Raw genomic sequence first — 12,549 nt, 5'->3', positions numbered from 1 at the left:
CCCAGTGGGAGAGGGGGTGTACGGTGCGAGGGGACGGCGTGGCGTCAGAGCACGCGCACGCTGGCGAAGGTGGATTCGCCCTGGGCCTGGCTGAGCGCGGAGATGGCCGAGGAGTTGGGCATGAGGGCGAGGTCCTGCGGGATGGGCATGACCATGACCGGCTGGCCGATCGGCTGGCCCTGGCGCTCGTCGCGCGGCGGGATGCCGAAGTATTCGCGGTAGCACTTGGAGAAGTGCGGGGTGGAGACGAAGCCGCAGACCGAGGCGACTTCGATGATCGACATCGAGGTCTGCTTGAGCAGCTGGCGCGCGCGGATCAGGCGCAGTTTCAGGTAGTAGCGCGACGGCGAGCAGTGCAGGTACTTCTGGAACAGGCGCTCGAGCTGGCGGCGCGAGACGTTGACGTAGACGGCCAGTTCGTCGAGGTCGATGGGCTCCTCGAGGTTGGCTTCCATCAGCGCGACGATTTCCTGCAGCTTGGGCTGGTTGGTGCCGAGCATGTGCTTGAGTGGCACGCGCTGGTGGTCCTGCTCGTTGCGGATGCGCTCGTAGATGAACATCTCGGAGATCGCCGCCGAGAGTTCGCGGCCGTGCTCGCGGCCGATCAGGTGCAGCATCATGTCCATCGGCGCGGTGCCGCCGGAGGAGGTGAAGCGGTTGCGGTCGATGGAGAACAGGCGGGTGCTCATGGCCACGCGGGGGAAGGCTTCCTGCATGGCGGCCAGGCATTCCCAGTGCACCGAGCAGTCATAGCCGTCGAGCAGGCCGGCGCGGGCCAGGGCCCAGCTGCCGGTGCACACGGCGCCGAGCTTGCGACCCAGGCGCGCCTGGGCCTGGAGGAAGGTGGTGTGTTCGCGGGTGACGCTGCGCTGGATGCCGACGCCGCCGACCACGATCAGCGTGTCCATCTGCGGGGCGCTGTCGCAGGCTGCGTCGGGGGTTATCTGCAGGCCGTCGCTGGCCCAGACCTGGCGGCCGTCGAGGCTCAGGGTGTGCCAGCGGTAGAGTTCGCGTCCGGAGAGCTGGTTGGCCATGCGCAGCGGTTCCACCGCCGAGGCCAGGGAGATCAGGGTGAAGTTGTCCAGCAGCAGGAAGCCGATGGACTGCGGAGCTCGGTTTTGCGGGGGAACTCCGGGGTTGAACGCGTTCATTCAGTCACCTCACGCTAGTCACAGTCGCCTCACGGGAGGCGTTTCTTATGCTTGTTGTTCTGTTCGGGAGTCGGCCTCGGGGTTGGCCCGGGCGGCTCCTCTGTTCTCGCTGCCTATGACAAGGCAAATGCCGTGCCTAGGTTGAATGGGCGTTCAACTAAAAAAGAAAACGGCATGGGAATGCCGTTTTTGCAGGCCTGGATTGCGACGCCTCGCAGGTCGCAAATACGCATGGATCGTGGCCTGGGGTTTTTGGTAGCACTCACCGGTCACGGGGCTGGTGGTGCTGTGCCCGGAACGGTAACGCCCGCTGTCTGGTCGGGACGGGCGTACCGCTTGCGCCATCAGGGGGCGCGCCGGGGCTGGCGTGGTCGATTGAGGGTCAGCACTCGATGATGCTGACGGCCAAGCCGCCGCGCGAGGTTTCCTTGTACTTGTCGTGCATGTCGGCGCCGGTGTTGCGCATGGTGCGGATCACCTGGTCGAGGCTGATGAAGTGCTGGCCATCGCCGCGCAGGGCCATCTGTGCGGCGTTGATGGCCTTCACCGCGGCGATGGCGTTGCGTTCGATGCAGGGCACCTGGACGAGGCCGCCGACCGGGTCGCAGGTCAGGCCCAGGTTGTGTTCCAGGCCGATCTCGGCGGCGTTCTCCACCTGTTCGGGGGAGGCGCCGAGCACTTCGGCGAGGCCCGCCGCGGCCATGGCGCAGGCGGAGCCGACTTCGCCCTGGCAGCCGACTTCGGCGCCGGAGATGGAAGCGTTCTTCTTGCACAGGATGCCGACCGCGGCGGCGGCCAGCAGGTAGTTGGTGACGTCGTCGTCGCTGGCGTCGGGGTTGAAGCGCATGTAGTAGTGCAGCACCGCCGGGATGATGCCGGCCGCGCCGTTGGTGGGCGCGGTGACCATGCGCCCGCCGGCGGCGTTTTCCTCGTTCACCGCGAGGGCGAAGAGGTTGACCCATTCCATCGCCGAGAGCGTCGAGCCGATGACGTTGGGCTTGCCGATTTCCTGCAGGTTGCGGTGCAGGCGCGCGGCGCGGCGTTGCACGTTGAGCCCGCCGGGGAGGATGCCTTCGTGGCGCAGGCCGTTTTCCACGCAGTCGCGCATGGCCTGCCAGATGCTCCTGAGGCCCTCGCGGATGTCGGTTTCGCTGCGCCACATGCGCTCGTTGGCCATCATCAGCTCGGACACGCGCAGGTTGTGGCGGCGGCAGAGCATGAGCAGTTCGGCGGCGCTGGCGAAGTCGTAGGGCAGTACGGTGTTGTCGGTGTCGAGGCTGCCGGAGGCTGCCTGTTCCTCGTCGACCACGAAGCCGCCGCCGATGGAGTAGTAGGTGTCGCTGTGCAGCACGTGATCGTCTTCGATGGCGGTCAGGCGCATGGCGTTGGGGTGGTAGGGCAGGTTCTCTTCGAGCAGGCGCATGTCGCGGACCCAGTCGAAGGGGATCGCCCGGCTGCCGGCCAGCCGCAGTTCGCCGCTGCTGCGCAGCTGCGCCATGCGCGGTTCGATCTGGCTGGGGTCGATGCGGTCCGGCCATTCGCCCATCAGGCCCATGATCACTGCGCGGTCGGTGCCGTGGCCGACGCCGGTGGCGGACAGCGAGCCGTACAGGCGCACCTCCACGCGGCTGGTGCGTTCGAGCATCTGCCGTTCGCGCAGGGCGCCGACGAACAGCGCGGCAGCGCGCATGGGGCCGACCGTGTGCGAACTGGAAGGGCCGATACCGATCTTGAACAGGTCGAACACACTGATTGCCATGCCGGACTCCGGTCGAGCTGCACGTCCATGAAAAGGGGGGATGGGCACGTCCCTGTGCCCGCGATGCCCGGCCATCATCGACCCAAGTCCGGCGCCGGCTGCGTCCATCGGCGACGCGGCCGTATCCAATAACGCCGCTGGCGCGCCCCTCCTGTGCGGGGTGCGCAGTCACCTGTTCCGGCGCCGACGAAAGCTTGCCTCTTTACGACGCGAGCGCCGCGAACCACGACCGGTCGATAGGCGCAGGCGGCTTCGCTGTTCCATGATCCGCCACCGACGAACGGCCGCGTTCGCCCGTATCCACCCCCATTCTCCGCAGTCAGAGGCTGGTCTCATGAAGAGTCTTGTGTCGTCGCTGTTGGCGTTATCCGTGGTACTTCCGGGCGTCGTGCGCGCCGCCGAACCCGAATCCTGCGCCGTGGTGCGCTTCGCCGATGTCGGCTGGACCGACATCACCGTGACCACCGCGGTGACCCGCCTGGTGCTCAGCCACCAGGGCTACCGCACGCAGGTGGTGCGGCTGTCGGTGCCGGACACCTACAAGGCGATGTCGGAGAAGAAGATCGACGTGTTCCTCGGCAACTGGATGCCGAGCATGGCCAACGACCTCAAGCCCTTCGCCGACAAGGGCCAGGTGGAAACCATGGGTGCCAACCTCGAAGGCGCCAAGTACACCCTGGCGGTGCCGCGCTATGCCTATGAGGCGGGCCTGAAGACTTTTGCCGATATCGCAAAATTCAAGGAGCAGCTGGGCGGGCGAATCTACGGCATCGAGCCGGGCAACGACGGCAACCAGCTGATCCAGAAGATGATCAAGGAAAAAGCCTTCGGCCTGGGCGACTTCAAACTGGTGGAATCCAGCGAGGCCGACATGCTGGCCTACGTCAAGCGAGCCGGGGCCTTGAAGCAACCCATCGTGTTCCTGGGCTGGGAACCCCACCCGATGAATACCCGAATCCAAATGAACTATCTGGAGGGAGGGGATTCCTACTTCGGTCCCAACTATGGCGGTGCGACGGTCTTCACCAACGTCAGAGCAGGCTATCTTCAGGAGTGCCCCAATGTCGCGCGGCTGCTGAAGAACCTGAAATTCGACCTGGCGATGGAGAACCAGCTGATGGATGCGGTGCTCAACGAGCGACGCAATCCCCGCCAGGCCGCCAAGAGTTGGCTGAAGGCCAACCCGCAGGTACTCGACGGCTGGCTGCAGGGTGTCGCTCCCAGCACATCGGGCGCGGTGCCAGGGGGCCAGAAAACCGCCGCCATGGAATGATCCGGGCCTCTGCAAGTCGCTGGAACCGGGCCTTTCCACTGGATGCGACATGCCAGGTGCTGAATACGACTTCGCCTGCACTGGATGCGACCCACCCGGTAGGCGACGAAATTTTCCTGCTCCATGATCGTTTACGAAATGACAACAAAAGGACCTGTGCCTGAGGTCCCACCAATAATTTTCAGACCGCCGCGCCCCATGCGCGCAGCGCCGTCGCCCCACCCCGCAGAGGAGTACGCTCATGAAAGGTTGCAAGTCTTTGCTGCTGGCTGCTGTGTCCGTTTGCGCACCGCTGGCGGTTCAGGCCGCTGAACCTGACTCGTGCGGCACGGTACGTTTCTCCGACGTCGGCTGGACCGACATCACCGTGACCACCGCGACTACCCGACAGGTGCTCGAATCCCTTGGCTACAAGACCAAGGTGACCATGCTCTCCGTGCCGGTGACCTACAAGTCGCTGGCGAACAAGGACCTCGACGTCTTCCTCGGCAACTGGATGCCGAGCATGGCCAACGACATCAAGCCCTACGCCGACAACGGCTCGGTGGAGACGGTGAAAGCCAACCTCGAGGGCGCCAAGTACACCCTGGCCGTCACCCAGGCGGCCTACGACGGCGGGCTGAAGTCCTTCGCCGACATCGCCAAGTTCGCCGACAAGCTCGACAGCAAGATCTACGGCATCGAGCCGGGCAACGACGGCAACCGCCTGGTCCAGGGCATGCTGGACAAGAACCAGTTCGGCCTGGGCAAGTTCAAGCTGGTGGAGTCCAGCGAGGCCGGCATGCTCTCGCAGGTCGGGCGCGCCGACCGCCGCAACCAGTGGATCGTGTTCCTCGGCTGGGAACCGCACCCGATGAACACCCGCTTCAAGATGAAGTACCTCGAAGGCGGGGACGACGTGTTCGGCCCCAACTACGGCGGCGCGACCATCTACACCAACGTGCGCAAGGGTTATGTCCAGGAATGCTCCAACGTCGGCAAGCTGCTGACCAACCTGACCTTCACCCTGGACATGGAAAACAAACTCATGGACGCCGTGCTCAACGGGGGCAAGAAGCCCGAAGAGGCGGCAAAAGCCTGGTTGAAGGACCATCCGGAACTGCTCGACGCCTGGCTCGCCGGCGTGACCACCCGTGACGGCAAACCGGCCTTGGCGGCAGCCAAGGTGGCATTCGCTAAGTAAGTGCCGAAAGCATTGCCGTTGGCCGATTCCTCAAGCTTCTGATGGGCCCGCATTATGTTTCTGACTGACCACAAGTTACCGCTGGGCGAGCATATCGCCGCCTTCGTCGACTGGCTCACGCAACATGGCGCGTCGGTGTTCGACAAGATTTCCGACACCCTCGAGTTCCTCATCCACGGCGTCACCAACAGCCTGCTCTGGTTCAACCCGCTGGCGCTGATCGCGCTGCTGGTCTTCCTGGTGTTCTACATCCAGCGCAGCTGGGGCCTTGCCGTCTTCGCCCTGGCCTCGCTGCTGCTGATCCTCAACCTGGGGTACTGGCAGGAAACCATGGAGACCCTGGCGCAGGTGATCTTCGCCACGGTGGTGTGTATTGCCGTCGGGGTGCCGCTGGGCATCCTGGCGGCGCACAAGCCCTGGTTCTACACCGGGCTGAGGCCGCTGCTGGACCTGATGCAGACGGTGCCCACCTTCGTCTACCTGATCCCCACCCTGACCCTGTTCGGCCTGGGTGTGGTTCCGGGTCTGATCTCCACGGTGATCTTCGCCATCGCCGCGCCCATCCGCCTGACCTGCCTGGGTATCCAGGACGTGCCGGCGGAACTGATGGACGCCGGCAAGGCCTTCGGCTGCTCGCGCTGGCAACTGCTGACGCGCATCGAGCTGCCGCATGCCATGCCGAGCATCGGCGCGGGGATCACCCAATGCATCATGTTGTCGCTGTCGATGGTGGTTATCGCCGCGCTGGTGGGTGCTGATGGCCTCGGCAAGCCGGTGGTCAACGCGCTCAACACCGCGGACATTTCCCTCGGCTTCGAGGCCGGTCTGGCCATCGTCCTGCTCGCCATCCTGCTCGACCGGGTGTGCAAGCAACGTTCGCTGCGGGGGAGGTAAGCACTATGTCGGCGATTCGATTCGAACATGTGGATGTGATTTTCGGCACCCACACCAAGGAAGCGCTCAAGCTGCTGGACCAGGGCCTGGGCCGTGAGGAAATCCTCAAGCGCACCGGCCAGGTGCTGGGTGTCGAGGATGCCTGCCTGGATGTCGAACGCGGCGAAATCTGCGTGATGATGGGCCTGTCGGGCTCGGGCAAGTCCAGCCTGCTGCGTTGCATCAACGGCCTCAACCGGGTCAGTCGCGGCAAGCTGCTGATCGAGCACGAAGGCCAGCAGGTGGATATCGCCAACTGCTCGCCGGCGGCGCTCAAGACCATGCGCACCAAGCGCATCGCCATGGTGTTCCAGAAGTTCGCACTGATGCCCTGGCTGACCGTGGCCGAGAACATCGGCTTCGGCCTGGAGATGCAGGGCCGCCCGGCCAACGAGCGGAAGAAGGTGATCGACGAGAAGCTGGAGCTGGTCGGCCTGTCGCAATGGCGCGACAAGCGCCCGGACTCGCTCTCCGGTGGCATGCAGCAGCGCGTCGGCCTGGCCCGCGCGCTGGCGATGGATGGCGACATCCTGCTGATGGACGAACCCTTCTCCGCACTGGACCCGCTGATCCGCCAGCAGCTGCAGGATGAACTGCTGGTGCTGCAACGCCAGCTGCACAAGACCATCGTCTTCGTCAGCCATGACCTGGACGAGGCGCTGAAGATCGGCACGCGCATCGCGATCATGAAGGACGGCCGCATCATCCAGCACGGCAAGCCCGAGGAAATCGTGCTCAGCCCGGCGGACGACTACGTGCGCACCTTCGTCGCCCACACCAACCCGCTCAACGTGCTGTGCGGCTCCAGCCTGATGCGGGGCCTGGACCAGTGCCGCCGCCAGGCCGACGAGGTGTGCTTCGACCAGGGCCGCGACTGCTGGCTGGGCCTGACCGAGTCGAACCAGATCAAGACCGCTCGCCAGGGCAGCAACATCATCGACCTGCAGCAATGGCGCCCGGGCGACCCGGTGGAGAAGCTCAAGCACGAGCCGACCCTGGTGGACGTCAACATCCGCATGCGCGACGCGCTGCAGATCCGCTACCAGACCGGCCACAAGCTGGTGCTGCAGGAGCAGAGCCGCGTCGTCGGCGTGCTCGGCGACAGCGAGCTGTACCACGCGCTGCTGGGCAAGAACCTGGGCTGATTGTTCGCCTGAATGAAAAACGCCGGCTCCCCGTGAGGGGAGCCGGCGTTTTTGTTGGGGTTGGCGACGGTATTCATCTGCTGGTGCGCCCTGCGGGCGCAATCGCGGGCGTGGCCCGCTCCTACAGGTCAGCGCCGGAGCGCTTTTGTAGGATGGGTATCGCTTCGCTCCACGCCATCCTGCGTTCAACCAACTCGGCACATCGATCAGTGCTTGAGGTCCGCCAGGCCCTTGAGCAGCGCGTCGTGGAAGCGCTTCGGGTCCTGGATCTGCGGCGCGTGGCCCATGTCGTCGAACTCCACCAGGGTGGCGTTGGGGATGGCCTTGGCGGTGGCCTTGCCCAGTTCGGCGTAGTTGCCCAGCTTGGGCTTCAGGTCGTCCGGAGCGAGGTCCTTGCCGATCGCGGTGTTGTCCCTGGTGCCGATCAGCAGCAGGGTTGGCATCTTCAGCTGGCCGAATTCGTAGACCACCGGCTGGGTGAAGATCATGTCGTAGAGCAGCGCCGAGTTCCACGCCACGCGCTCATGGCCGGCGCCGTTGAACAGGCCGGCGAGCATGTTCACCCACTTGTCGTACTCGGGCTTCCACTGGCCGGCGTAGTAGGTCGCCTGCTCGTACTGGCGGATGCTCTCGGCGCTGGTCTTCAGCTCGCGCTCGTACCACTGGTCCGGGGTGCGGTAGGGCACGCCCAGGGCCTTCCAGTCTTCCAGGCCGATGGGGTTGACCATGGCCAGCTGCTCGACCTGCTGCGGGTACATCAGTGCGTAGCGGGTGGCGAGCATGCCGCCGGTGGAGTGGCCCAGCAGGGTGATCTTGCCGATCTTCAGGTGCTCGAGCAGGGCGTGGGTGTTGGTCGCCAGCTGCTGGAAGCTGTACTGGTAGCGCTCGGGCTTGGTCGATTTGCAGAAGCCGATCTGGTCCGGCGCCACCACGCGGTAGCCGGCGTCGCTCAGCGCGGCGATGGTGGTTTCCCAGGTGCCGGCGCAGAAGTTCTTGCCGTGCAGCAGCACCACGGTGCGGCCGTTGGGCTGCTTCTTGGGCTTCACGTCGATGTAGGCCATGTGCATGTGGTGGCCCTGGGACGCGAAGCTGTAGTGACCGACCGGGTAGGAGTAGTTGAAGCGCTCCAGTTCCGGGCCGTAGGTGGGTTTGGTTTCGGCGGCGTGCAGCGGCAGGGTGGCGGCCAACAGCAAGGCGGGTAGCCAGCGGCGGGGCATCGGGGAGCTCTCCTGGTGGTGGGGCACGGGTCAGACAGCGGGAAAGTCCATAGGTTGGCAGATTTCCGGGCGCGCCGCCGCATCGGTTGGTATCGAAATCCGTACGGTCGTGAGCTTGGCGGGAGTCGCAGGTTTCAGGCCGCGCTCACGCCGCCGGTGAGCCAGTCGATGAACAGCGAGAACAGCTCCGCCTGGGAGTTGATCTCCAGCTTGGTGTAGAGGTGCTTGCGGTGCATGCGCACGGTTTCCGGCGAGATATCCAGCACCCGCGCGCTGGACTTCACCGAGTGGCCGCGCAGCAGCAGGTGGGCGATTTCCCGTTCGCGCTCGGTGAGGCGGTCGGCGCCAAAGTTCATGAACGCGGCGCGGATGTGCCGGTTCAGCGGCGCCTGGTCGTCCGGCGCGGCGACTTTCACGCCGCGCCCGGCCAGCAGCAGGTCGAGCCCGCCATTGCGCTCGAACTGGCGGAACAGCTCGCGCACCAGCGGCAGGGCGGTGGCCAGCAGGTCCAGCTGGGTTTCGCTGAAGCGCGCGCCGCTCTCGCCCTGGTACAGGCACAGCGAGACCTTGCGTGTCTCACCCAGGTCGATGATGAAGTGGCAGTCCTCGGTGCAGCCGAACTTGAGGTAGTAGGTCTTGTAGTACTCGCTGGCGAAGAAATCGTCCGGGGCGATGTCGGCCAGCGGGTAGAAGCCTTCGGTGAGGCCGTCTTCCATGGCCAGGCAGAAGGGGTCGAGCAGGTAGCCGCGGGCGTAGTAGCGGTCGACCAGCGCCTCGTGATGCTCCGGGTGGACGCCGCGGTGGTACAGCGGTTGCGGCGGCTGGCCGCGCTGTTCCAGGCCGAGCATCACCGATTCCACTGGCACCAGGCAGCCGAGGGCGTCGGCCAGGCGTTCGACGAAGACGACTTCGCCGACGCTGGCCAGGGCGCGCGCCAGCCCCGCATGCCAGGCATGCAGGGCGGGTGCGTCGGAGGTTTCGCTCAGCGCCTGGGATTCGCTCATGTCCGGCAGTCTAAAGGGCTGCCGGGGTGTAGGCAAAATCCTCGGATCGATCATCAGTGCCCCGCGTAATCACCGCTGCGCTTGAGGTCTTCGGCGGCCTCCAGGATCGACTCGCGCAGGGTGTCGACGATCTCGTCGACCTGCTCGCGGGTGATGGTCAGCGGCGGCGACATCACGTTCAGGTGCACGATCGGCCGCACCAGCAGGCCCTTGGCCTGGGCACGCAGGTGGATCTTCTCGCCGATGTTCAGCTCCTCGGGGAAGAGCACCTTGCTGCGCTTGTCGGCGACGAACTCGACGCAGGCCATCAGCTTCTGGCAACGCACGCTGCCCACCAGCGGGAGGTCGGCCAGTTCCTGCAGGCGCTGCTCCAGGTAGCCGCCGACGTCCTTCACATGCTCCAGCAGATTCTCACGCTCGATGATCTCGATGTTCTTCAGCGCCGAGACGCAGCTCACCGGGTGCCCGCTGTAGGTGAAACCGTGGGCGAAGCAGCGGCCCTTGTCGGCTTCGCCGATCACCTTCCAGATGCGGTCGGAGAAGATGCACGCGCCCAGCGGCAGGTAGCCGGAGGTCAGGCCCTTGGCGGTGGTGATGATGTCCGGCTGCATGCCGAACACGTCCTCGGAGGCGAAGAAGGCGCCGAGGCGGCCGAAGGAGGTCACCACCTCGTCGGCGACGTAGAGCACGTCGTACTTCTGGCAGACCTGCCACATGCGCTGGTGGTAGCCCTTGGGCGGGATGATCACGCCGCCCGAACCCATGATCGGCTCGGCGAAGAAGGCGGCGACCTTGTCCTGGCCCAGTTCGAGGATCTTGTCTTCGAATTCCTTGACCAGGAATTCGAGGAAGTCGCCCTCGGTCATCCCTTCCGGCGCGCGGTAGGGGTTGGGGCAGGAGATGTGGTGGATGACGTCCTTGAGGAAGTCGAACTCGGCCGGGTGGTCGGCGACCTTGCCACCGAGGGACATGGTGAGGAAGGTCGAGCCGTGGTAGGCGTTGACGCGGCTGATGATGTGCTTCTTCTCATGCTTGCCGCGGCAGTTCTGGTAGTACTGGATCAGGCGGTAGGCGGTGTCCACGGCGGTGGAGCCGCCGGTGGTGAGGAATACGTGGTCAAGGTCGCCCGGCGCCAGTTCGGCGAGCTTCTCGCAGAGCTGGATGGCGGTGACGTTGGCCATGTCGCAGAAAGGGTTGGAGTAGGCCAGCTTGCGCACCTGTTCGGCGATGGCGTCGGCCATTTCCGCGCGGCCCAGGCCGATGTTCGTGCACCACATGCCGCCCACGGCATCCAGGTAGCGATTGCCCTTGGTGTCGTAGATGTAGGCGCCCTCGCCGGCGGCGATGTTCAGCGCACCGTTGACCCGGTGATCGTCGAACACGTGGTAGCCGTGCATGTAGTGGGCTTTGTCGGCGGCGACCAGCTGCTCGTCGTTGAACTGGGCGAAGAAGGCTGGGGTTGGGGTGGTCATCTGCTTTACCTCGAAATTTCGGTTCGTCTTGCGAGTCCTTGCCCTCTCCCTGACCCTCTCCCTGAAGGGAGAGGGGACCGTTCGGAGTACTCGGCGACTACGGCGGTCATTGCGGGCCCGCTGTCAGAGGAACATCAGGAAGATGACTTCCATGAACCCTGTTGCGGGCTGCCCCCTCTCCCTTCAGGGAGAGGGCTGGGGAGAGGGGGCTCTTGAACGACTGAAACTCAGGTCCCGGTCTTCACCGCGTTCCAGGTACGGGTGATCAGGCGGGTGGCCTGGGGGTTCTGCACTTTCTGGGTGAACAGGCGGGCGCGGGTCTCGGCGTCGGGGTAGATCGCCGGGTCGTTGCGCACTTCGGCGGCCAGCAGCGGGGTGGCGGCGGCGTTGCTGGAGGCGTAGCGGATGTAGTCGGCGACGCCGGCGGCCACCTTGGGCTGCAGCATGTATTCGATGAACTTGTGGGCGGCTTCTACGTGCGGCGCGTCGGCCGGGATGTAGAAGTCGTCGAACCAGATCAGCGAGCCTTCCTTGGGCACGAAGTAGCCCAGCTTGACCTTGGCGCCGGCTTCGTCGGCGCGGGCCTGGGCGGTGGCGTAGTCGCCGGACCAGGTCATCGCCATGCACTGGTCGCCGTTGGCCAGGCCGTTCAGGTAGCTGGTGGAGTCGAACTTGCGAATGTACGGGCGGATCGATTGCAGCAGGTCCTGGGCGGCCTTGAGGTCCTCGGGCAGCGCGCTGTTGGGGTCGCGCTTGAGGTAGGTCAGGGCCAGCGGGATCACGTCGGTGGGGGAATCGATGATGGTCACCCCGCAATCGGCGAATTTCGACACGATCTTCGGATCGAACAGCATCGCCAGCGAGCCGATGGGCGCATCGGGCATGCGCTGCTTGATCTTGTCGATGTTGTAGGTGATGCCGTTGCTGCCCCAGGTGTAGGGCGCCGAGTACTTCACGCCCGGATCGTAGTGGTCCAGGTGCTTGAGCACGTCCGCATCGAGGTTGTTCCAGCTGGGCAGCCTGGACTTGTCCAGCGGCTGGAACACGCCCGCCTTGAGCAGCGGCGGCACCAGGGCGGCGTTGAGCACCACCAGGTCGTAGCCCGAGCGGCCGGGCAGCAGTTTGCCCTGCACGGTCTCGTAGGAATCGAAGGTGTCGTAGACCACCTTGATCCCGGTTTGCTTCTCGAAGTCGGCGATGGTGTGTTCGCCAATATAGTCGGACCAGTTGTACAGCCGCAGCGTCTTCGCGCCGTCGGCTTCCTCCCCGTGACCCAGTGCCGGCAAGGTCGCCAGCGCCGCGCTGAGTACTGCTGCGAGCATTTTCTGCATGTCAGTCCCACCTTTGATTTTGTTATGGATTGGAGATGTCGCGGATGAAGCCACTCTCGGCCAGCGCCTGTTCCCCGGCCA

General features: G+C 65.0%; 10 protein-coding genes. 4 read left to right on the top strand and 6 right to left on the bottom strand.

Annotation, left to right across the window (positions count from 1 at the left end; translation table 11 throughout):
• Nucleotides 1-44: 44 nt before the first annotated feature.
• A complete protein-coding gene (locus J2T47_RS00675) occupies nucleotides 45-1,151 on the bottom strand; it encodes a GlxA family transcriptional regulator (protein WP_024766695.1) in 1,107 nt (368 codons plus the stop codon).
• Nucleotides 1,152-1,533: 382 nt separating this feature from the next.
• The gene (locus J2T47_RS00670; protein WP_253441542.1) at nucleotides 1,534-2,910 is read right to left on the bottom strand and encodes an L-serine ammonia-lyase; all 1,377 of its coding nucleotides are present in this window, start codon (nucleotides 2,908-2,910) and stop codon (nucleotides 1,534-1,536) included.
• A 334-nt stretch (nucleotides 2,911-3,244) separates the two neighbouring features.
• On the opposite strand from J2T47_RS00670, the gene J2T47_RS00665 reads away from it, so the two are divergent.
• From J2T47_RS00665 to choV, 4 genes are all read left to right on the top strand, one after another.
• Nucleotides 3,245-4,183 (top strand): choline ABC transporter substrate-binding protein, encoded by a 939-nt coding sequence (locus J2T47_RS00665; RefSeq protein WP_253441540.1) that lies wholly within the window; start codon nucleotides 3,245-3,247, stop codon nucleotides 4,181-4,183.
• 241 nt (nucleotides 4,184-4,424) lie between these two features.
• Nucleotides 4,425-5,366 carry a choline ABC transporter substrate-binding protein gene (locus tag J2T47_RS00660; RefSeq protein ID WP_253441538.1) on the top strand — a complete coding sequence of 314 codons (942 nt, stop codon included), beginning with the start codon at nucleotides 4,425-4,427 and terminating at the stop codon, nucleotides 5,364-5,366.
• Between the two features lie 54 nt (nucleotides 5,367-5,420).
• On the top strand, nucleotides 5,421-6,260 hold the full coding sequence (gene choW, locus J2T47_RS00655) for a choline ABC transporter permease subunit (protein WP_045213875.1): 840 nt from the start codon (nucleotides 5,421-5,423) through the stop codon (nucleotides 6,258-6,260).
• A 5-nt stretch (nucleotides 6,261-6,265) separates the two neighbouring features.
• Nucleotides 6,266-7,444, top strand: coding sequence for a choline ABC transporter ATP-binding protein (gene choV, locus J2T47_RS00650; RefSeq protein ID WP_045213877.1), 1,179 nt, complete (start codon nucleotides 6,266-6,268; stop codon nucleotides 7,442-7,444).
• 206 nt (nucleotides 7,445-7,650) lie between these two features.
• On the opposite strand, the gene J2T47_RS00645 is transcribed toward choV, so the two are convergent.
• From J2T47_RS00645 to J2T47_RS00630, 4 genes are all read right to left on the bottom strand, one after another.
• The gene (locus tag J2T47_RS00645) at nucleotides 7,651-8,661 is read right to left on the bottom strand and encodes an alpha/beta fold hydrolase (protein ID WP_253441536.1); all 1,011 of its coding nucleotides are present in this window, start codon (nucleotides 8,659-8,661) and stop codon (nucleotides 7,651-7,653) included.
• A gap of 134 nt (nucleotides 8,662-8,795) precedes the next feature.
• Nucleotides 8,796-9,665: a helix-turn-helix transcriptional regulator gene (locus J2T47_RS00640; protein WP_253441534.1), complete on the bottom strand. Its 870-nt coding sequence runs from the start codon at nucleotides 9,663-9,665 to the stop codon at nucleotides 8,796-8,798.
• A 53-nt stretch (nucleotides 9,666-9,718) separates the two neighbouring features.
• Nucleotides 9,719-11,137 carry an aminotransferase gene (locus tag J2T47_RS00635; protein WP_253441532.1) on the bottom strand — a complete coding sequence of 473 codons (1,419 nt, stop codon included), beginning with the start codon at nucleotides 11,135-11,137 and terminating at the stop codon, nucleotides 9,719-9,721.
• A 227-nt stretch (nucleotides 11,138-11,364) separates the two neighbouring features.
• Entirely contained in the window at nucleotides 11,365-12,468 is a 1,104-nt protein-coding gene (locus tag J2T47_RS00630; RefSeq protein ID WP_253441531.1) for a polyamine ABC transporter substrate-binding protein, read from the bottom strand.
• Between the last annotated feature and the right edge of the window lie 81 nt (nucleotides 12,469-12,549).

Origin of the sequence: Pseudomonas nitroreducens, from assembly GCF_024170165.1 — a bacterium.
Classification (GTDB): Bacteria; Pseudomonadota; Gammaproteobacteria; order Pseudomonadales; family Pseudomonadaceae; genus Pseudomonas; species Pseudomonas nitroreducens_C.
This window is presented reverse-complemented; position numbering and strand designations above follow the sequence as displayed.

Coding starts and splice junctions, on each gene's coding strand:
- J2T47_RS00630 (WP_253441531.1), bottom strand. CDS start 12,468: ATGCAGAAAATGCTCGCAGCAGTACTCAGCGCGGCGCTGGCGACCTTG.
- choW (WP_045213875.1), top strand. CDS start 5,421: ATGTTTCTGACTGACCACAAGTTACCGCTGGGCGAGCATATCGCCGCC.
- J2T47_RS00640 (WP_253441534.1), bottom strand. CDS start 9,665: ATGAGCGAATCCCAGGCGCTGAGCGAAACCTCCGACGCACCCGCCCTG.
- choV (WP_045213877.1), top strand. CDS start 6,266: ATGTCGGCGATTCGATTCGAACATGTGGATGTGATTTTCGGCACCCAC.
- J2T47_RS00670 (WP_253441542.1), bottom strand. CDS start 2,910: ATGGCAATCAGTGTGTTCGACCTGTTCAAGATCGGTATCGGCCCTTCC.
- J2T47_RS00660 (WP_253441538.1), top strand. CDS start 4,425: ATGAAAGGTTGCAAGTCTTTGCTGCTGGCTGCTGTGTCCGTTTGCGCA.
- J2T47_RS00665 (WP_253441540.1), top strand. CDS start 3,245: ATGAAGAGTCTTGTGTCGTCGCTGTTGGCGTTATCCGTGGTACTTCCG.
- J2T47_RS00675 (WP_024766695.1), bottom strand. CDS start 1,151: ATGAACGCGTTCAACCCCGGAGTTCCCCCGCAAAACCGAGCTCCGCAG.
- J2T47_RS00635 (WP_253441532.1), bottom strand. CDS start 11,137: ATGACCACCCCAACCCCAGCCTTCTTCGCCCAGTTCAACGACGAGCAG.
- J2T47_RS00645 (WP_253441536.1), bottom strand. CDS start 8,661: ATGCCCCGCCGCTGGCTACCCGCCTTGCTGTTGGCCGCCACCCTGCCG.